Genomic DNA, 18,665 nt, shown 5'->3' on the forward strand with positions numbered 1-18,665 from the left:
CGCCCCCGTCACACGTAGCCGGTGGCAAGCGCGCGCGCCCAGTCCGTGCGGCCGTTGCGCCGCGCCAGGTCGGCCATGGCGGCGTGGCCATAGGGCACGGCGATCAGGGCGCACTGCCAGCCGCCATCGACCTGCTCGACGATAGCGTAGCGGGCATCGGGCGAACCGTTCTGGATCACGTGAAAACAGGGGCGGTTATCGTCGTAAGCCTGCAGGCCCACACTGCCCGGATTGACGATCAGCTGGCCGGACGCCGAGCGCATGGCGCGCGGCACGTGGGTGTGGCCGCAGACGACCAGCTCCGCATCGCAACCGGCCAGGCGGTCGTCGATCTCGGCCAGCGTGGCGGCCCGCACATGGGTCGTCTCCACGGATTCCAGGAAGTATTCGAAATCGCTGCGCGGCGTGCCATGGCACAGCTGCACTTGCGCGCTGAGCCGCACGGCCGGCTCCAGCGCGGCCAGCCAGTCCTGTTCCGCCTGCCCCAGCTGGGCCAGGGCGAAGGCGTCGGCCGCCTCGCGCGCACGCGGCGTGCGCAACTGGCGCTCGTGATTGCCGGCCAGGTGGATCCAGTCCCGCTGCTCCATCAAGAACTGCGCCGTCTCCAGCGGCAGCAAGGGGCCGGACACGCAGTCGCCCAGGTTGACCACCTGGTCGGCGCCGCGCCGGGCGATGTCGCGCACCACGGCCTGCAGGGCCGGCAGATTGCCGTGGATATCGGAAACGATGGCGTATCGCATGGTTCATGTCCTCGATTCAGGGGATCAGTGTAGCGCATTCGCCCGGCCTGCCGCAGCGGCAACAGGAAGCGCGCGGGGCCGCCCAGCCGGCGTCGTCCGCCGCTGCATGGCGGCACAGTCTATCGTGTCACGCAACAGACGAAAATACAACAAATTAGCATATCTCCAATATTTTTCCATGAATTTCGAGCAGATGCTCGGTTTCGGTGCAAGGTTTTGCACTACATTGAGGCGTAGCTGCAAATCACCAGAAACATTGTTCGCACAGATGGCTCACTACTAAGGAGACACTACATGAGCATGCGCTTTCGTCCTTCCCTACGCACCCTAGTACCCGCCCTGGCGCTGCTCGCCCTGGGCGCACAAGCATCGGCCAGTACCCTGAACCAGAACGCCTCGTGGACCATCGACCGGGCCAACACCAGCACCAAATACCGCGCCGTGGCCTATGGCGACTCGATCTACGCCGGCTACAACGGCTCCATCACCAGCGCCGCCAAATATTCGGCGCCGACGGTGGACGCGGAATACCTGTCCGCCCTGTGGGGCGCCGACATCGAGAGCGTGCGCCGCACCAAGTCCGGCGCCGTCGCCTCGGACGTGTACAACAACAAGATCGTGGCCGAGCGTTCGTACATGCAGGCCAGCAATACCCGCGTCGTCACCTTCGAGATGTGCGGCAACGACGGCCTGCAGGCGCGCACCAGCTTCAAGAGCCAGGGCGGCACCTGCGACTACACGGTGCTGAACACGGCCGAGAGCAGCTGCAAGACCTACGTCGCGGCGGCGATGGACTACATCAACGCCAACGCCTATCCCGGCGTCAAGCTGAAGGTGATCTCCAACCTGCACTACCCCGGCTACGCGGCCGACAACGTGCAAAGCTCCTGCACCGACGCCACCACCGGCAGCACCGTGAAGATGCAGGACCGCTTCCTGCTCTCGCTGGCCCGCATGAACTACATGATGTGCGATACAGCGCGCCAGAAAGGCTTCACCTGCGCCGACAACTTCGCCCAGTACATGGGCGCCGACTATGACAGCAACGGCGACGGCCAGGCCGATTCCGATGCGCTGCGCTATGTAGCCGGCGAAAGCGAGTCAAGCTACGTCACCCGCATCACCACCACGCTGCGCTCCACGATCCGCGACGCCAACACGCACTTCGTCTCGTCGGGCAGCAGCTACGACTACATCCAGTCCGACGACACCCACCCCACCTACACCGGCAGCACCATCACCTCCGGCCTGTTCGGCGACACCACCGGCAGCGGCGCGCCGCGCTACACCTCTTTCAGCGGCGGCAAGAGCCCGATCTGGAACCAGTACGGCCATGAGCGCATGGGCTGGGCGGTATCGTCCTTCAACCCCGTCTCGCCGTAAGGGTCGGCCCCGGATCAGCGCTGGCCATGCCACGCCGTCCTCCCCCGGCACCGGCCGGCGGCTTTCGCCATGGCGCCGGCCGGCCCCGGCATCGATCCCGGGGACGCGCCATCGTCACGTTGTTGCTGGCCGTCGCCGGCATCGCCTCGCTGATCGCGCTGTGGATGTGGTCCGGCGCTCCCGCCGACCACACCGGCAACGCCGGGGCGGCAACGGCGCCCGCATCCGCGCCCGGCGCCGCCCGGGCGTGGCTGTCGGCGCTACCGGGCATGTCGCCCGAACCCGAGCCTGAGCAAACCCGTCCCCCGGAGGGCGACGCCGATCCCACGCGCGACCTGAAAAGCTATGTGCCGCGCGGCGCAAACCCCACCATGCCCGAAGTGATCGAACGCCTGCACGAGCGCGGCATCTTCAGCGGCCTGGGTGCGTTTTCGCCACCGGGCACGCGCCCGCCCCTGGTCGGCCTGGCCGTGCCCGAGAACTTCGACCTGCCCAAGGGCTATGTGCGCCACCACCAGGTGACCGACGATGGCCAGACCATCGAAGCGGTGCTCATGTTCGCGCCCGACTTCCAGCTGTATGACGCGGCCAACCAGCCCATCGCCATGCCCAAGGACCGCGTCGTCCCGCCGGAACTGGCGCCGCCCGGCCTGCCGGTCCGGCGCATCGTCATCCCCACACCAAGAGAGCCGGCCAGACCCGGCCACTGAGACCATGACTTTATCCATCCCCGTAAAAATGCGCGTGCCGGCAGCCATGCTGGCCGGCGCGGCCATGTCGGCCCTCTATGCGCGCGGCGGCGCCGCCTGGCTGCTCGGCTTTGTATTGCTGGTGCCGTGGTTGCGCACGCTCGACGCCAGCCCCACGCTGACGGGCGCCCTGCTGCGCGCCTGGGCCATGGCCGTGGCCTACACGGCGGGCGCCTTCGCGTGGTTCGGCATCGCCTTCGGCCACTATGTGCAGATCGGCGGCGGCGCCGGCCTCGCGCTGTTGCTGCTGGCCGCGCCGCTGTTCCAGCCGCAGTTCATCTCCTTTGCCATGGTGCGCCACCTGACGCAGCGCCGGCACGGCCCCGCCCTCGGCGCGCTGGCCGGCGCGGCGGCGTGGGTGGCGACGGAATGGCTGCTGCCCAAATTCCTCGGCGATACGCTGGGCTACGGGCTCTATCCCTCGCTGCCGCTGCGCCAGGGCGCCGCCTTGGCCGGCACGGCGGGCCTGACGCTGCTGCTGTTGCTGACCAATGAAGCCATCGCGGCGGCGCTGGCGCGGCGCAACGCCGGCTTGCGCGCGTGCGTACGTCCATTGACCCTGGCGGCGCTGGCGCCACTGCTGCTGGCCGTTTATGGCCAGATCGTACTGTCGACCAGCCCCGCGCCGGCCGGCAAGCCGTTGCGTATCGGCCTGATCCAGTCGAACATCATCGACTACGAACGCCAGCGGCAGGAAAAAGGCACCCAGGCCTTCGTGCGCGAAGTGCTCGATACCCACTATGCGATGAGCTACGACGCCGTCGTGCGCCAGCATGCCGATGCGGTGCTGTGGTCCGAGACCGTCTACCCCACCACCTTCGGCCATCCCAAGAGCGAAGCGGGCGCTGAACTCGATCACGAGATACTCGGCATCGTCAACGCGGCCGGGGTGCCGTTCGTGTTCGGCACCTACGACCGCGACAGCGCCGGCGAATACAACGCCGCCGCGTTCGTGCAGCCCGGCTCCGGCCTGCTGGGCTTCTATCGCAAGACGCGCCTGTTCCCGTTCACGGAATATGTGCCGGCCTGGCTGGACGGCCCGCTGCTGCGGCGCTGGCTGCCCTGGACCGGCAACTGGCAACCGGGCAACGGCGCGCGCGTGCTGCCGCTGCGGCTGGCCGACGGCCGCGACATCCCCGTGCTGCCCCTGATCTGCTTTGACGACATGGATACCAGCCTGGCGCTCGACGGCGTGCGGCTCGGTGCGCAGGCCATCCTCACCATGTCCAACGACTCCTGGTTCACGGCCGACCCGCTGGGCGCGCAGCTGCACCAGGCCGCGGCGGCGTTCCGCAGCATCGAAACGCGGCTGCCGCAATTTCGCGTCACCAGCAACGGCTACAGCGGCGTGATCGACGCCACCGGCGCCGTCCTCGCGGGCACGCGCATGGGCGAGCAGACGCTGGTGATCGCCGGCGTGCCCGTGCAATCGCCGGCGCCGACCCTGATCGTGAAGTGGGGCGACTGGCTCGGGCGCGTCGCCTGCGCCCTGCTCGCCGTGCTGGCGGCAGGCTCGATCCTCCCGGCATGGCGTCCCGGCCAGGCCTCGGAGCCTGCGGCCGGCAGCCTGGCCGCGACCTTGCCTGCCCGGGTAGCCGTACTGCCCCCGGCCGCACGGCTCGCGGCAGGCCTGCTGCGCACCTTTGCGCGCGGCAGCCTGCTCTGGATCTGCCTGGCCTTGCTGCTCAACGAAGCGCTGCGTACCAACACGCTGGCGCAGATCCGCCTGTTTGCCACCCTGTTCCTGCTGCCTGAAGCGGGCGCCTGGTGCGTGCTGCTCCTGTGTTCCGCCCAGGCCAGCATCGCCGATGGCAAGCTGGTACTGGTGCGCGGCGCGCGCCGGCGCGAACTGGCGCTGGACGACATCGCCGCCGTCCAGCTGTGGCGCCTGCCCATTCCCGGACCCGGCCTGTCGCTGCGGCTGACGAGCGGCCGGCGTTGGCACTATGGCCTGGCGCTGACCAATCCTGGCGCGCGCGCCGCCGCACTGGCGGCCACCGGTGCCCACCCGATCCAGCAAGGCGTGCGCGCCGTGCTGCAGGTCTATGCCCACACCAGCCTGGCGCTGCGCCGTTCGCGGCTGGACCACCCGCTGCCCAAATACGTGCTGCTGCCGCTCGTGCTCGCGCTGCCGGCCTTCCACCTGTACCAGCACATCACCTACGGCAGCGCGTTCGGCGAGTACTACAGTTTCGGGATGAACGCCTACCTCAGCGCGTTTGCGCTGTGGTGGGCCGCCTGGTCCATCGGCGTGGTGCTGACGGAAGCGCTGGTACGGGCCGCGATCATCGGCGTCACCTTGCTGACGGCACTGCTGCGTCCGGCCCGCGCGATCGCCATCCGGCGCTGGCTGGAACGAGCCGGCCACATAGCGCTCTATCTCGGCATGCCGGGATGGCTGCTGTTCACCGTCTACCGCGCATAAAAAACGGGACGAAAAAATGGGGACGTACCCCTTTTTTTAAAATGGGGACGTACCCCTTTTTCGTACCCCTTTTTCGCCCCTCTTTCCGGCGGACGAAAAAAAACCTGCCGCGGGCGTTGCCGCGGCAGGTTTTTGCTCGGACTAAGCGGACGACTGCTGCTTAGAACTGGTCTTCCGTCAGGGCCAGCACGCCGGCACTGCCGTCGATGATGGCGCTGCGCAGGCCCGAAGCTTGCGACAGGATGTGGTCGGCAAAGAAGCGCGCCGTGACGATCTTGGCCTGGTAGAAGCTGGCGTCGCCTTCCTTGGCGTCCAGCTTCTGCTTGGCGATGACGGCGGCACGCGCCATCTGCCAGCCACCGAGCACGATACCGGCCAGCTTCAGGTACAGCACGCTGCCGGCGAACACGCCCTTGATGTCGCTCTTCATGTTGTTGGCCACGTAGTCGACCACCGCTTCCAGTTCCTTGCTGCCGGCCGCCAGATGCTTGGCCATGGCCTGGAACTCGGCGCCGTCCAATGCCGCCAGTTGCGCTTCCGTCGCACGCACCTGGGCGATGATGCCCTTGGCCACGGCGCCGCCGTCACGCACGGTCTTGCGGCCCACCAGGTCGTTGGCCTGAATCGCGGTCGTGCCTTCGTAGATGGTCAGGATCTTGACGTCGCGATAGTGCTGGGCCGCGCCCGTCTCTTCGATGAAGCCCATGCCGCCGTGCACCTGCACGCCGTCGCGGGTCACGTCCTGCGCCATCTCCGTCGACCAGCCCTTGATGACCGGGACCAGGTATTCGTAGGTGGCCAGGTTGGCGGCGCGCACTGCCGCATCCGGATGGTGGTGGGCGATGTCGCTCAGGCCCGCGCCGACGTAGGCCAGCGCACGCGCGGCCTCGGTCTGCGAACGCATGGACATCAGCATACGGCGCACGTCCGGATGGTGGATGATGGACACCGGACCGGCCGAACCGGCCAGGTCGCGCGACTGCACGCGGTCACGGGCAAAAGCCACGGCGCGCTGGTACGAGCGCTCGGCCACGCCGATGCCCTGCAGGCCGACGCCGAAGCGGGCCGCATTCATCATGATGAACATGTATTCCAGGCCGCGGTTCTCTTCGCCGACCAGGGTGCCGATGGCGCCGCCGTTGTCGCCGAACTGCAGCACGGCCGTCGGGCTGGCCTTGATGCCCAGCTTGTGCTCGATCGACACGCAGTGCGCGTCGTTGCGCGCGCCCAGCGAGCCGTCGACGTTGACCAGGAACTTGGGCACGATGAACAGCGAGATGCCTTTCACGCCGGCCGGTGCGTCCGGCGTGCGGGCCAGCACCAGGTGCACGATGTTCTCGGCCATGTCGTGTTCACCGTAGGTGATGAAGATCTTGGTGCCGAACACTTTGTAGGTGCCGTCGCCCTGGGGCACGGCGCGGCTGCGCACGGCGGCCAGGTCGGAACCGGCTTGCGGCTCCGTCAGGTTCATGGTGCCGGTCCATTTGCCCGACACCAGGTTTTCCAGATAGATCGCTTTCTGTTCGTCGCTGCCGGCCGTCAGCAGCGCTTCGATGGCGCCGTCCGTCAGCAGCGGGCACAGGGCGAAGGAAATGCTCGACGAATTCAGCATTTCGATGCAAGGGGTGGCGAACAGCTTGGGCAAGCCCTGGCCGCCGAATTCCACCGGGTGCTGCACACCCTGCCAGCCGGCCTCGGCGAACGCCTTGAAGGCTTCCTTGTAGCCCTTGGAAGTAGTGACTTCGCCGTCGTGCCAGAAGCTCGGCTCCTTGTCGCTGGGGTTGTTCAGGGGGGCGACCACGTTGCTGCAGAACTTGGCGTTCTCTTCCAGCACGGCTTCGGCCGTGTCGGCGGTGGCATCTTCATTGCCCGGCAGCGCGTTCACGGCAGCCAGGTCGGCCAGTTCGTTCATCACGAACAGCATGTCTTTTACGGGGGCTTGATACGGCATGTTCCATTCTCCAAGAAAAAGGCCACGGCGGCCCGGCTTGAATTGCCGGAGCCAGCGTGGCCTGGTGTTCCAATCTAGGCGCTAAGCGTATCAGCCCAGTTCTGCGACCAGTTGCGGTACCACTTCGAACAGGTCGCCCACGATGCCGTAGTCGGCAACGGAGAAGATCGGTGCTTCCGGATCCTTGTTGATGGCGACGATGGTCTTCGAGTCCTTCATGCCGGCCAGGTGCTGGATGGCGCCCGAGATGCCGACGGCGATGTACAGGGTAGGCGCGACGATCTTGCCGGTCTGGCCCACTTGCCAGTCGTTGGGCACGTAGCCGGCGTCCACGGCGGCGCGCGAAGCACCCATGGCGGCGCCCAGCTTGTCGGCCAGCGGTTCCAGGATCTTGAACGCTTCGCCCGAACCCATGCCGCGGCCACCGGACACGATGACTTTGGCGGCGGTCAGCTCAGGACGGTCCGACTTGGCCAGCTCGCGGCCCACGAAGGCCGACTTGCCCGAATCGGCCACGGCGGCCACGGTTTCGGTGGCGGCCGAACCGCCGGTGGCGGCAGCGGCGTCGAAGCCGGTGGTACGCACGGTGATGACCTTGACCTTGTCCGACGATTGCACGGTGGCGATCGCGTTGCCGGCGTAGATGGGACGCTCGAAGGTGTCAGGCGAGTCGACCTTGGTGATTTCCGAGATCTGGGCCACGTCCAGTTTGGCGGCCACGCGCGGCGCGATGTTCTTGCCGTAGGCGGTGGCAGGGGCCAGGATGTGGCTGTAGGCGCCGGCCAGGGCCAGTACCTGCTCGGCCACGTTTTCGGCCAGGCCGTCGGCGAAGTGCGGCGCGTCGGCCACGATGACTTTCGCGACGCCGGCGATCTGGGCGGCAGCGGCGGCGGCGGCGCCAGCGTTGGCGCCGGCGATCAGGACGTGCACCTCGCCGCCGCACTGGGCAGCTGCGGTAACGGTGTGGTGGGTGCTGCCTTTCAGGCTAGCGTTGTCGTGTTCAGCAATAACTAATGCGACCATGATTCTTCCTCAAAAATGTGAACGGCCAGGCCGCGCTTAGATAACTTTGGCTTCGGTGCGCAGTTTTGCGACCAGGGTTGCCACGTCCGGTACCTTGATGCCGGCCGAACGCTTGGCTGGCTCGACCACTTTCAGGGTCTTCAGGCGCGGCGCCACGTCCACGCCCAGCTCTTCCGGCTTGACCGTGTCCAGCGGCTTCTTCTTCGCCTTCATGATGTTAGGCAGGGTGACGTAGCGCGGCTCGTTCAGGCGCAGGTCGGTGGTGATGATGGCCGGCAGGGTCAGGGCCAGGGTTTCCAGGCCGCCGTCCACTTCGCGGGTGACGGTCACTTTGCCCTCTTCCAGCACCACTTTCGAGGCGAAGGTCGCTTGCGGCCAGCCCAGCAGCGCAGCCAGCATCTGGCCGGTCTGGTTGGAGTCGTCGTCGATGGCTTGCTTGCCCAGGATGATCAGCTGTGGCTGTTCCTTGTCGGCCAGCGCTTTCAGCAGCTTGGCCACGCCCAGCGGCTCCAGCTCGACGGCCGTTTCCACCAGGATGCCGCGGTCGGCGCCGATGGCCATACCGGTACGCAGGGTTTCCTGGCACTGGCTCACGCCGCACGACACGGCCACCACTTCAGTTACCTTGCCCGCTTCCTTCAGGCGCACGGCCTCTTCGAGAGCGATCTCATCGAATGGGTTCATCGACATTTTGACATTGGCGATATCGACGCCGCTGCCGTCAGACTTGACGCGCACTTTGACGTTGTAGTCGACCACGCGTTTGACGGGTACCAAGACTTTCATAGCTGTGCCTTTGGGAAAAAAATAAAGAATGACGGAACTTAGGTAGGGGGAGATTATAAGAGAATTTTCCCACCCACACGAAATTTAAGCACGATCGTGCGATTTTTTGTTAGTACAAAACACCTAAAAAAGACAAATACTGCCAAAACATTTCCGGGGGAGTAAGCACCGGGACGATGTTACTGCCCCGGCGGCAACGGCAGGAAATGACGAATTAAAAACGACGAATTAAAAACGACGAATTACTTACGACGCATCAAGAACACGAATTCCCGGCCATTTTGCACATGCGACAGCAAGGCGTTGCCGGTCTGCTTGGCAAAGGCCTGGAAATCGCGCACGGAGCCGGGGTCGGTAGCCATGATGCGCAGCACTTCACCACTGTCGAGCTCAGCCAGCGCCTTCTTGGCTTTCAGGATCGGCAGCGGACAATTCAGGCCGCGTGCGTCGAGCTCTTTGTGAAATTCCATGATCTCGTTTTCAAGTAGTGTGTCGCTCATCACTATCCCGCTTCAAATGTGTTGTGCTGATTTTTGACATACTACCCCAAAATAGTGCGATTGACGCGCTGCACCAAAATAGTTCATATACCGTTGTATGGTCACAACGAGAATTTCAGCTGGTTTAACGGCCTGCACTAGGGCGCAGGCCGCACCAACACTCATTATGCCCGTTGTGCCACCCATGCTGCAACGCCCGCAAGCGCCCCTGGCAGCGCCGCAGCATCGGTACCGCCGGCCTGCGCCATATCGGGGCGTCCGCCGCCCTTGCCGCCCACTTGCTGTGCAACAAAGTTAACCAGCTCGCCGGCCTTGACCTTGGCCGTGGCGTCGGCCGTCACGCCGGCGATCAGGCTGACCTTGCCGTCGGCCACGCTGGCCAGCACGATGGCGGCCGTCTTCAGCTTGTCCTTGAGCTTGTCCATGGTTTCGCGCAGGCCGGCCACGTCGGCGCCGTCCAGCGTGGCGGCCAGCACCTTGATGCCGTTCACGTCCACCGCCTGGGTGGCCAGTTCATCGCCCTGGCCGGCGGCCAGTTTCGACTTCAGGGCCGCCAGTTCCTTCTCCAGCGCCTTGGCGCTATCCTGCATCTGGACGATGCGGGCCGTCAGCTCGTCCGGCGTGGCCTTCAGGGCCGCGGCCGCTTCGAGCAGGCGGCGATTCATCGACTGCACCAGCGCCAGCGCGCCCTCGCCCGTCACCGCTTCCACGCGGCGGATACCGGCCGCCACGCCGCCTTCGGCCACGATCTTGAACAGGCCGATGTCGCCCGTGCGGTGCACGTGCACGCCGCCGCACAGTTCCTTGGAGCTGCCGATGTCCATCACCCGCACTTCGTCGCCGTACTTCTCGCCGAACAGGGCCATGGCGCCATGCTTGACGGCGTCGTCGAACGACATCTGGTGCGACTGGGTGGCCGCGTTGGCCAGGATCTCGCGGTTGACGATGGCTTCCACTTTGGCGATCTCGTCGGCCGTCAGGGAGGCATTGTGGCTGAAGTCGAAGCGGGTCTTGTCGGCGTCCACCAGCGAACCTTTTTGCGCCACATGGCTGCCCAGCACTTCGCGCAAGGCCTTGTGCATCAGGTGGGTGGCCGAGTGGTTGCGGATGGTGCGGGCGCGGATCGCCTCGTCCACCTGGGCCGCCACGGCGTCGCCTACCCGCAGCATGCCGGTTGCCAGCACGCCGTGGTGACCGAACACGTCGGCCTGGATCTTGAGCGTGTCTTCCACTTCGAACTTGACGCCGGCCGCTTGCAGCAAGCCCTGGTCACCCACCTGGCCGCCCGATTCCGCGTAGAACGGGGTGGTGTCGAGCACGACGATACCGGCCTGGCCGGCCGCCAGCTGCTGCACCGGCGCGCCGTCGGCGTACAGGGCGACGACCTTGCTGTCGGCCGCCAGGGTGTCGTAGCCGACGAACTTGTTCTTGTCGCCCGAGTAGGCGACGTTGGCGGCCATCTTGAACTTGCCGCCTTCGCGCGCCTTCTTCTTCTGCTGTTCCATGGCGGCGGTGAAGCCGGCCTCGTCGAGCGTCACGTTGCGCTCGCGGCAGATGTCGGCCGTCAGGTCCAGCGGGAAGCCGTAGGTGTCGTACAGGGTGAAGGCGGTGGCGCCGTCGAGCTTGCTGCCATCCTTGGCCAGCTGCGCTTCCAGGATCTTCATGCCGTGTTCCAGCGTCTCGCCGAAGCGCTCTTCTTCCTGCTTGAGCACCTGGGCCACGCGTTCCATGGCTTCCGTCAGTTCCGGATAGGCCGTGCCCATCTCGATGTTGAGGTCGGCCACCAGCTTGTAGAAGAAGGGCTTGGCCTGGCCCAGCTTGTGTCCGTGGCGCAGCGCGCGGCGGATGATGCGGCGCAGCACATAGCCGTGGCCTTCCGAGCCGGGGATGATGCCGTCGACGATCAGGAACGCGGCGGCGCGGATGTGGTCGGCGATCACGCGCAGCGACTTCGATTCCAGGTCGGTGGCGCCCGTTTCACGTGCGGCGGCCTTGATCAGGTTCTGGAACAGGTCGATTTCGTAGTTGCTGTGCACGTGTTGCAGCACGGCCGCCAGGCGCTCCAGGCCCATGCCCGTGTCCACGCATGGCTTGGGCAGCTTGTTCATGTTGCCCGCTTCGTCGCGGTTGAACTGCATGAACACCAGGTTCCAGATCTCGATGAAGCGGTCGCCGTCTTCCTCGGGCGAGCCGGGAGGACCGCCCCAGATGTCCGCGCCGTGGTCGTAGAAGATCTCGGTGCACGGGCCGCAAGGGCCGATGTCGGCCATCTGCCAGAAGTTGTCCGACGCGTAGCGCGCGCCCTTGTTGTCGCCGATGCGGATGATGCGCTCTTTCGGCACGCCGATCTCGTTGGCCCAGATGTCGTACGCCTCGTCATCCTCGAAGTAGACAGTGACGGTCAGCTTGTCGGCCGGCAGCAGGTAGACCTTGGTCAGCAGTTCCCAGGCGTAATTGATGGCGTCGCGCTTGAAATAGTCGCCGAAGCTGAAATTGCCCAGCATTTCGAAGAACGTGTGGTGGCGGGCCGTGTAGCCCACGTTTTCCAGGTCGTTGTGCTTGCCGCCGGCGCGCACGCAGCGCTGCACGGAGGTCGCGCGCGAGTACGGGCGCGTATCGAGACCGAGGAACACGTCCTTGAATTGCACCATGCCACTGTTGGTCAACAACATGGTGGGGTCGTTGCCTGGAACCAATGGACTGGAACGGACGATCGAATGACCCTTGGATTCAAAAAACTTGAGGAATTTGTCGCGGATTTCAGATGATTTCATGTCTATTGGCAGAGGTGGCTGGCAGGTGCAAAGGGTTGATTATACGTGAATAAGTGGGCGGAAAATACCTGCCGGTGTCGGCAACGGCCTCTAGGCCGGTGCTGGTTAATTCGCAGTGATCCCCGGAGAGGCGGCGATTGCCGCGCACTTTGGCTCGGCCAGCAGCGGCGGCGAGCAGGACCGGGCGTAAGGTGTTGTTGGGATCGCCATTCAGTCGGTAATGGCGCGCAGGCGTGCCAGCGCGTCTTCCACGACGAACTCGGGGACGGTCTCAACCCGCTTGGCCTTGCGTACTTCCAGGTCCAGCATCCGGATCTGGTTGACCAAGGCAACACCCTGGGTCTTCGTGCCAGTCCCACTCAGTGTGGCAGCGAACCCGGCGTGACGGGCATAGTCGCCGCCCTGCGTGATCGGGGCCACCAGCACCGTGCCCAGCGTATTGAATGCGTTGGTGGAAAGCACCAGCGCCGGCCGCATGCCTTTCTGCTCGTGTCCTAGCGTAGGATCGAGATTGACCATCACGACATCGCCGCGCCCGAACTTACTCCGGCTCACCACGCTTCGCGCCCCATGGGCTTGGCGTTGCTCCATGCCGCCATGTCGGCCGGCTCCGGCGCGGAGACATCGCATTGCGCCACCAATTCCGCCAGCGAATAGGATGGCCGCGCCGCCTTCAGCAGCACGCCGTCCGGCTGCACATTGACGCTGAGCTTGTCGCCCAGCGTGACTTTGAGTATGCCCAGCAACTCCGTCGGCAAACGCACCGCCGCACTGTTGCCCCACTTCTGAACCGACAATTCCATATCCCCCCCAATGTTGATACATTGTAGATTCATTCTTCCAGAGCTGCCAAGCTATTGCAATATCAGCCAAAAGCCGGCCCAATCAGGTCGATGCGATCAGTGCAGAAACCATCCACGCCCCAGGCCAGGATTTCCCGCGCCCGCTCCGGGGTATTGACCGTGTAGCAGAACAGCCCCAGCCCAGCCGCCTTGACGGCCTGCGCCAGTGCCGGCGTCAGGTGCTTGTGGTTGGTGTGGATGGCGACGGCGTCCAGCGCGACAGCCTGGGCTTGCCAGTCATCCGGCAGCGTGTCGAACAGGCAGCCGCGCGGCAGGGACGGCACGGCGTCGCGGGCGGCGGCCAGGGCGGTCATGCTGAACGAGGACAGCAGCGGCAGGCCAGCCGGATCGCCCGCCGCCAGCTCGGCGGCAAACCGGTCGCGCGTGGTTTCGGCCACCCAGCGGCCGGTGGCCGCCTCGAAGCCTGGCGCGGGCTTGATCTCGATGTTCATCCAGATCCGCTGCGCCTTGCAGTAATCGACAAACTCGGTGAAAAACGGCACCGGTTCGCCCCGGAATTCCGGTCCGAACCAGGTGCCGGCGTCAAGCCGCGCCAGGTCGGCCGCGTCCGTCGTTGGCACGCTGCCCATGCCGGGGACGGTGCGGCCGAAGTCGGCATCGTGCATCACCATGCCGATGCCGTCGCGCGACAGCATGACGTCGAATTCCACGGCCCGGAAGCCGTAGGCCAGGCCGCAACGCAAGGCGGCGATGGTGTTTTCCGGCGCCAGCGTGCCGCCGCCCCGGTGTGCAACGATTTTTGGATAAGGCCACATGGCAACCGCCTCGTAAAAGATTGTTGTTTCAACCTTACCATGCCTGCGGCGGAAATTGGCGCCGCGCCGTATCCGTACAAAATAGCGCGCCACGATAGCTGCGTTATTCGCGGACGCCAAGGGTGAGCCGGCAGGAGCCGGACTGCGGGCCGTCTGCATCGGATTCGCAACGACATTGCCGCCGCATTGGTACAGGGGCGCGGCGCGGCGTGAGCTTGCTTGCCTGGGCGCGCACAAACGGCGCGCCCAAGGGCAAGGGCAGCGGTTGCCTGGCGCTGCCCTTGCCCCTCCCCAGCCCTTAGTGCAGCTGGTGCTTCAGTTCCGACAACTCATGGTGCATGTGGTTGACGGCGCTTTTCATTTGCGGCGTCAGGTCCGCGCCGCTGCTGCATACGCGCTTGGCACGGTCGCCCAGCTGTTCCAGGTCGTCCACCATCTTGCGGATGCGGCCTTCGTCCTGGGACTGGATCACGTCCTTCGCCATGTCGGCCTGCTTGTCCAGCCGCTCGATGCAGTCGCGCAGTTCGCCCGGCACGTTACGTTCGGCCGAGCACGCTTGCGACGCCTGGCCGATCGCATGTTCCACGCTGGTGAATCGCCGTTGAATCTCATTCGCTTGCAGCATGATGTATTCCTCCTGAATGAATCGCACGCGGATTGCGCGCGTCATCGTTGGAGCGCTGCCGGCGCGGGAAGTTGCGTCAGGCCGCTTGAGCCATCACAAGGGCCATGGCCGCCGCTTGCGCTAGCGCGCCGCGCACGCCATCAGCCGCCGCACACGGGCAAGGCCAGCGCCTGCAACACTTCGCCTTGCGCCGATTGCACAAAGGCGCTCACGCCCAGCTTGCCCGGCGCGGCGCCCGGCGGCAGCGATACGGTGCGCGTCACGGCAGCCATGTTGACGCCGCCCTTGGCGCCGGATGACAACTCGACCGGCGCCAGCCATTCGCGCACCACATAATCATGACGCAGCAAGCGGCCGCTGTTCTCGCCCGCCGTCACCTTGCTGGCCAGGCCGCTTTCCACCAACGCCACGAACAGCTTGCCGCCGCGCGCCGCGCTGGCGCGCACGTCGATCGGCAAACCGGCCGCACCGGGCGCCCCCAGCGTGATGCCGATGTCGGCCTGCGCTGCCTGGCCATTGATGCGCCTGACGGCGGCCGGTACGCCGCCCGACCAGCCGCCCACGCCGCCACGCAGTTCCTGCCCGGCCACGAACAGTTCCGGGGTGTAGATGGTGCGCGAGCCAGCCAGCTCCGTCAGCCAGCGCTGGCGCTCGGTGAACGCGGCGCGCGAGAACGGGTCTTTCCAGCCGATGTAGTTCCAGTAATCGACGTGCAGCGCCAGCACCACCGCCTGTTCCGGCGCAACCCCTGCCGCGCGCAAACCGCTGACGTACTGGTCGGCCGGCGGGCAGCTGCTGCATCCTTCCGACGTGTACAACTCCAGCAGCGCGACCCGGTAAGCGGGGCTGTGCGCGCTGCAGCTGCCGGCCGCCAGCACGGGCGCGATATTCAGGGCGGCGGCGGCCGTCAGGCTCAGGATCAAGTGTTTCATGGCATCTCCAGTATGTCGCGGTATGCCCGTTGGTCGGGCGACCATCGGCAAACTTACAGCCGTTGTAAAAACTTGTTACATTCGCAAAACATATCGAAAATATAAGTTACTATGCGCAACCTTTTCCATCCACACAAATCGCATGGACGACCCTGCATTGCGCACTGCCCGCCACTGGCCCGGCTTGTTGCTGACGGCGCTCATCCACATTGCTTTGCTCTATGCTATGTGGCGACAGCTGCCAGACCGGCCCGCGGTTCGGCCGGCGGATGGGCGTCCTGCCATCCAGTGGCTGTTGCCGCTCTCGCCACGTCCCGCCCCGGCCCAGCCTTCGCCACGGCAACCAGAGCTCCGCCCTGCCCCGGCTGCCCCGGTGACGCACTTGCCCACGCCACCCGTGCCGGACCGGACTGCCGACGTCGCGCCAGCGCGGCCGCCGGCCACTCCGCAGCCGATCACCCCGCCCGAACAGGCGCCGCCGGAACCGGACTTCGGCCCGGCCCGCCCCAGCGCGGCCGACATCATGAGCCGGGCGCGGCGCGATATCGCCGGTATCGACAAGGAATTACGCAAGGAATTTGCCAAGCGGGGCATCGAGGCGCCACCCGAAGGCGTGCAAGCTCGACTGGCGCGCGGCATTAACGCCGCCCACGAAGCGGCCGGGCCCAAATGGTACGAAGCCCCGGTCATAGTGGAGCTAAGCGACCCCGGCAGCAAAACGCGCGTCTACAAGATTACGACGGCGTTGGGCACCTATTGCTTCTCGCAGTCTGAGGACGGCCGCAAAGCTGTTACCAACTGCCCACGCTGATGTGCTGCTGCGCTGCTGCGCCGTTTGCGCAGCGTAGGACAACGATAACGGTGCGTGTTCGGAAGCTCAGCCTGGCACCAGCGCCGATTGGGCAGGCGCCACCGGCACCAGCTGACGCAGCCGCAGCGCGATCAGCAAGGCCAGGCCCAGCCCCGCACCCCGCACCGCCACCACGCCGGGCCAGCCGGCCCTGGCCCACATCACGCCGGTGGCGGAACCGACCACGCTCGATCCCATGTAGTAGAAGAACAGGTACAACGCGGAAGCCAGCGCCTTGGGCGCCGCCGCCCGCCGCCCCACCCAGCTGCTGGCCACGGAATGGGTGGCGAAGAAGCCAAACGTGAACAGGGCCAGGCCGGCCACGATCAGCGGCAAGGCGGACGACAGGGTCAGCAGCAGTCCTGCCAGCATCAGCGCCAGCACCCGCCACAGCACGCCGCGCCGGCCCAATTTGTCGGCCAGCCGCCCGGCCCACACGGAACTGTAGATGCCCAGCAGGTACAGGAAGGATACGGCGCCCACCGTGCTCTGGCTCAGACCGTATGGCCCGCCCAGCAGCCGGTAGGCGATGTAGTTGTACAGGCTGACAAAGCTGCCCATCAGCAGGAACGCCAGGGCAAACAGCAGCGGCAGGCCGGCGTCCGTCAGGTGCAGCTTAAAGCCGTCGCGCATGGCGCGCCAGCCGCCCCGGCCGGGCGCGAAATGGCGCGAGGCGGGCAGGCTGCGCCAGAATTCCCAGGCCGCCGCCAGGCCGGCCGTTCCCATCACGGCCAGCGCCAGCCGCCACGAGTAATAGTCGCTCAGCACCGAAGTGAGCACTCGCCCAGCCATGCCGCCGAACGCGCTGCCGCTGATGTACAGCCCCATGGACAGGCCCAGCGATGACGGTTCGATCTCCTCGCCCAGGTAAGCCATGGCGATGGCCGGCATGCCGCCCAGCGCCAGCCCCAGCAGGGCGCGCAACACCAGCAGCTGCACATGATTCTGGGCCAGCGCGCACAGCACGGTGAGCGCGGCGGCCAGCGCCATGGCCGTCACCATCAGCGGCTTGCGTCCCAGCCGTTCGGACAGCACGCTCGACGCCACCAGCGAAAACGCCAGCGTCGCCGTCGAAACGGACAGCGTCAGGCTGCTTTGCGCCGGAGTGAGCGCAAACTGGTGCGACAGCACGGGCATCAGCGGTTGCACGCAGTACAACAGGGCGAAACTGGAAAAGCCGCCGAAAAACAGCGCCCGGTTGGTGCGCTTGAATGCCGGCGTGCCGGCGGCGATGCGGGGAAGAGCGGAGGCGGACATGATGGCCTTGAGCTGGAACAATGAATCCATCTTAGGATTGCTCATTAATACTGTCCAATATATATTTAAGGCACTACTAATACTTTAAAGCGATTACTGGACATGGAATTACGCCACCTGCGCTACTTTATCGCCGTCGCCGAGGAACTCAGTTTCACCCGCGCGGCGCAGCGCCTGCACATCGGCCAGCCGCCGCTGAGCCAACAGATCCAGGCGCTGGAAGCGGAAGTGGGCGCCCGCCTGCTGGAGCGCAGCAAGCGTTGGGTGCGTCTGACGGAGGCGGGCAAGCTGTTCCTCGACGATGCGCGCCGCGTGCTGGCCCTGTCCGAGCAAGCCATGCAGACGGCGCGCCGGGCCCAGCGGGGCGAGGCAGGCGAACTGCGCATCGGCTTCACGTTTTCCACCCCGTTCACGCCGCTGTTTGCCACCGTCATCAACCGCTACCGCCAGCGCTATCCTGGCGTCACCCTGACCCTGCACGAAATGGCCACCCTGCCCCAGATCGCCGCCCTGCCCGCCCGCACGCTGGACCTGGGCTTCGTGCGCCCGCCCGAAGTGGCCGTGCTGGAGGCCGTGCGCATGACCACCTTGCGCCAGGACCCGCTGCTGCTGGTGCTGCCGGTCGGCCACCCCTTGGCGGAACGGCAGGTGGTGGCCGCGCGCGAGCTGCAGGGACAGCCGTTCGTGATGTATCCGCCCACGGCCGGCACCGGCATCTATCACCAGATCCTGCGCCTGTGCCGGGCGGCCGGCTTCGAGCCGCAGATCGCGATGGAGGCGGGTGAGGCATCGTCCATCATCGGCCTGGTGGCGGCCGGCTGCGGCATTTCCATCCTCCCTGGTTCGTTCAACAGCATACGGATGGAGGGGGTGTGCTACCGCGCGCTGGCCGATCCGGATGCGACCACCACGCTGCTGCTGGCGCAGCGCGAGGACGACAGCTCGCCGCTGGTGGAAGCATTCGTGGCGCTGGCATTGGCGGCGGCACAGGAAGCGCAGCGGCGGGCCTGAAAAACAAACGGCCAGCCGTTCCGCGTTGGCGGAAGGGCTGG

At 65.9% G+C, this 18,665-nt stretch carries 17 protein-coding genes; 5 read left to right on the forward strand and 12 right to left on the reverse strand.

Translation table 11 applies throughout. From position 1 onward, the window contains the following. Positions 1 to 8 precede the first annotated feature (8 nt). Positions 9 to 740, reverse strand: a complete 732-nt coding sequence (locus tag AC3WOS_RS04365; RefSeq protein ID WP_492714621.1) for a metallophosphoesterase family protein — start codon at positions 738 to 740, stop codon at positions 9 to 11. A 294-nt stretch (positions 741 to 1,034) separates the two neighbouring features. Here AC3WOS_RS04365 and AC3WOS_RS04370 point away from each other — a divergent pair, with 294 nt between their 5' ends. The 3 genes from AC3WOS_RS04370 to lnt are packed head-to-tail and all read left to right on the forward strand — an operon-like array spanning position 1,035 to position 5,297. Then, positions 1,035 to 2,123, forward strand: coding sequence for an SGNH/GDSL hydrolase family protein (locus tag AC3WOS_RS04370; RefSeq protein ID WP_492714622.1), 1,089 nt, complete (start codon positions 1,035 to 1,037; stop codon positions 2,121 to 2,123). A gap of 26 nt (positions 2,124 to 2,149) precedes the next feature. Continuing rightward, on the forward strand, positions 2,150 to 2,833 hold the full coding sequence (locus tag AC3WOS_RS04375; protein WP_492714623.1) for a hypothetical protein: 684 nt from the start codon (positions 2,150 to 2,152) through the stop codon (positions 2,831 to 2,833). 4 nt (positions 2,834 to 2,837) lie between these two features. Beyond that, positions 2,838 to 5,297 (forward strand): apolipoprotein N-acyltransferase, encoded by a 2,460-nt coding sequence (gene lnt / locus AC3WOS_RS04380; protein WP_492714624.1) that lies wholly within the window; start codon positions 2,838 to 2,840, stop codon positions 5,295 to 5,297. A 160-nt stretch (positions 5,298 to 5,457) separates the two neighbouring features. Here lnt and AC3WOS_RS04385 read toward each other — a convergent pair whose 3' ends face one another. The 10 genes from AC3WOS_RS04385 to AC3WOS_RS04430 all read right to left on the reverse strand — a co-directional run bounded on the left by AC3WOS_RS04385 (position 5,458) and on the right by AC3WOS_RS04430 (position 15,506). Further along, complete coding sequence (locus AC3WOS_RS04385) at positions 5,458 to 7,248, reverse strand: acyl-CoA dehydrogenase (RefSeq protein WP_492714625.1); 1,791 nt, start codon at positions 7,246 to 7,248, stop codon at positions 5,458 to 5,460. Between the two features lie 90 nt (positions 7,249 to 7,338). Next, the gene (locus AC3WOS_RS04390; protein ID WP_492714626.1) at positions 7,339 to 8,271 is read right to left on the reverse strand and encodes an electron transfer flavoprotein subunit alpha/FixB family protein; all 933 of its coding nucleotides are present in this window, start codon (positions 8,269 to 8,271) and stop codon (positions 7,339 to 7,341) included. A gap of 36 nt (positions 8,272 to 8,307) precedes the next feature. Next, complete coding sequence (locus tag AC3WOS_RS04395) at positions 8,308 to 9,057, reverse strand: electron transfer flavoprotein subunit beta/FixA family protein (RefSeq protein WP_492714627.1); 750 nt, start codon at positions 9,055 to 9,057, stop codon at positions 8,308 to 8,310. A 242-nt stretch (positions 9,058 to 9,299) separates the two neighbouring features. Continuing rightward, positions 9,300 to 9,557 (reverse strand): sulfurtransferase TusA family protein, encoded by a 258-nt coding sequence (locus tag AC3WOS_RS04400; RefSeq protein ID WP_492714628.1) that lies wholly within the window; start codon positions 9,555 to 9,557, stop codon positions 9,300 to 9,302. A gap of 164 nt (positions 9,558 to 9,721) precedes the next feature. Then, a complete protein-coding gene (gene alaS / locus AC3WOS_RS04405; RefSeq protein WP_492714629.1) occupies positions 9,722 to 12,331 on the reverse strand; it encodes an alanine--tRNA ligase in 2,610 nt (869 codons plus the stop codon). A gap of 210 nt (positions 12,332 to 12,541) precedes the next feature. Beyond that, positions 12,542 to 12,889, reverse strand: coding sequence for a type II toxin-antitoxin system ChpB family toxin (locus AC3WOS_RS04410; protein ID WP_492714752.1), 348 nt, complete (start codon positions 12,887 to 12,889; stop codon positions 12,542 to 12,544). Continuing rightward, on the reverse strand, positions 12,883 to 13,134 hold the full coding sequence (locus tag AC3WOS_RS04415) for an AbrB/MazE/SpoVT family DNA-binding domain-containing protein (RefSeq protein ID WP_492714630.1): 252 nt from the start codon (positions 13,132 to 13,134) through the stop codon (positions 12,883 to 12,885). The genes AC3WOS_RS04410 and AC3WOS_RS04415 overlap by 7 nt, the downstream gene beginning before the upstream one ends. Before the next feature lie 62 nt (positions 13,135 to 13,196). Beyond that, positions 13,197 to 13,949: a glycerophosphodiester phosphodiesterase gene (gene ugpQ / locus AC3WOS_RS04420; RefSeq protein WP_492714631.1), complete on the reverse strand. Its 753-nt coding sequence runs from the start codon at positions 13,947 to 13,949 to the stop codon at positions 13,197 to 13,199. Between the two features lie 298 nt (positions 13,950 to 14,247). Further along, a complete protein-coding gene (locus tag AC3WOS_RS04425; protein WP_492714632.1) occupies positions 14,248 to 14,574 on the reverse strand; it encodes a hypothetical protein in 327 nt (108 codons plus the stop codon). A 140-nt stretch (positions 14,575 to 14,714) separates the two neighbouring features. Further along, on the reverse strand, positions 14,715 to 15,506 hold the full coding sequence (locus AC3WOS_RS04430) for a DUF1223 domain-containing protein (protein WP_492714633.1): 792 nt from the start codon (positions 15,504 to 15,506) through the stop codon (positions 14,715 to 14,717). Between the two features lie 382 nt (positions 15,507 to 15,888). On the opposite strand from AC3WOS_RS04430, the gene AC3WOS_RS04435 reads away from it, so the two are divergent. Beyond that, on the forward strand, positions 15,889 to 16,317 hold the full coding sequence (locus tag AC3WOS_RS04435; RefSeq protein ID WP_492714634.1) for a hypothetical protein: 429 nt from the start codon (positions 15,889 to 15,891) through the stop codon (positions 16,315 to 16,317). Between the two features lie 66 nt (positions 16,318 to 16,383). Here AC3WOS_RS04435 and AC3WOS_RS04440 read toward each other — a convergent pair whose 3' ends face one another. After that, positions 16,384 to 17,658 carry an MFS transporter gene (locus AC3WOS_RS04440; RefSeq protein WP_492714635.1) on the reverse strand — a complete coding sequence of 425 codons (1,275 nt, stop codon included), beginning with the start codon at positions 17,656 to 17,658 and terminating at the stop codon, positions 16,384 to 16,386. Between the two features lie 57 nt (positions 17,659 to 17,715). On the opposite strand from AC3WOS_RS04440, the gene AC3WOS_RS04445 reads away from it, so the two are divergent. Next, a complete protein-coding gene (locus tag AC3WOS_RS04445) occupies positions 17,716 to 18,624 on the forward strand; it encodes a LysR family transcriptional regulator (protein WP_492714636.1) in 909 nt (302 codons plus the stop codon). Positions 18,625 to 18,665: the final 41 nt, after the last annotated feature.

This window comes from Rugamonas sp. FW305-51 (assembly GCF_058786935.1).

What these genes read in the sequence shown, in the direction of transcription:
- AC3WOS_RS04390 (WP_492714626.1), bottom strand. Translation starts at nt 8,271, where the DNA reads ATGGTCGCATTAGTTATTGCTGAACACGACAACGCTAGCCTGAAAGGC.
- AC3WOS_RS04370 (WP_492714622.1), top strand. Translation starts at nt 1,035, where the DNA reads ATGAGCATGCGCTTTCGTCCTTCCCTACGCACCCTAGTACCCGCCCTG.
- AC3WOS_RS04425 (WP_492714632.1), bottom strand. Translation starts at nt 14,574, where the DNA reads ATGCTGCAAGCGAATGAGATTCAACGGCGATTCACCAGCGTGGAACAT.
- AC3WOS_RS04395 (WP_492714627.1), bottom strand. Translation starts at nt 9,057, where the DNA reads ATGAAAGTCTTGGTACCCGTCAAACGCGTGGTCGACTACAACGTCAAA.
- AC3WOS_RS04400 (WP_492714628.1), bottom strand. Translation starts at nt 9,557, where the DNA reads ATGAGCGACACACTACTTGAAAACGAGATCATGGAATTTCACAAAGAG.
- lnt (WP_492714624.1), top strand. Translation starts at nt 2,838, where the DNA reads ATGACTTTATCCATCCCCGTAAAAATGCGCGTGCCGGCAGCCATGCTG.
- AC3WOS_RS04385 (WP_492714625.1), bottom strand. Translation starts at nt 7,248, where the DNA reads ATGCCGTATCAAGCCCCCGTAAAAGACATGCTGTTCGTGATGAACGAA.
- ugpQ (WP_492714631.1), bottom strand. Translation starts at nt 13,949, where the DNA reads ATGTGGCCTTATCCAAAAATCGTTGCACACCGGGGCGGCGGCACGCTG.
- AC3WOS_RS04375 (WP_492714623.1), top strand. Translation starts at nt 2,150, where the DNA reads ATGCCACGCCGTCCTCCCCCGGCACCGGCCGGCGGCTTTCGCCATGGC.
- alaS (WP_492714629.1), bottom strand. Translation starts at nt 12,331, where the DNA reads ATGAAATCATCTGAAATCCGCGACAAATTCCTCAAGTTTTTTGAATCC.
- AC3WOS_RS04445 (WP_492714636.1), top strand. Translation starts at nt 17,716, where the DNA reads ATGGAATTACGCCACCTGCGCTACTTTATCGCCGTCGCCGAGGAACTC.
- AC3WOS_RS04440 (WP_492714635.1), bottom strand. Translation starts at nt 17,658, where the DNA reads ATGAGCAATCCTAAGATGGATTCATTGTTCCAGCTCAAGGCCATCATG.
- AC3WOS_RS04365 (WP_492714621.1), bottom strand. Translation starts at nt 740, where the DNA reads ATGCGATACGCCATCGTTTCCGATATCCACGGCAATCTGCCGGCCCTG.
- AC3WOS_RS04415 (WP_492714630.1), bottom strand. Translation starts at nt 13,134, where the DNA reads ATGGAATTGTCGGTTCAGAAGTGGGGCAACAGTGCGGCGGTGCGTTTG.
- AC3WOS_RS04430 (WP_492714633.1), bottom strand. Translation starts at nt 15,506, where the DNA reads ATGAAACACTTGATCCTGAGCCTGACGGCCGCCGCCGCCCTGAATATC.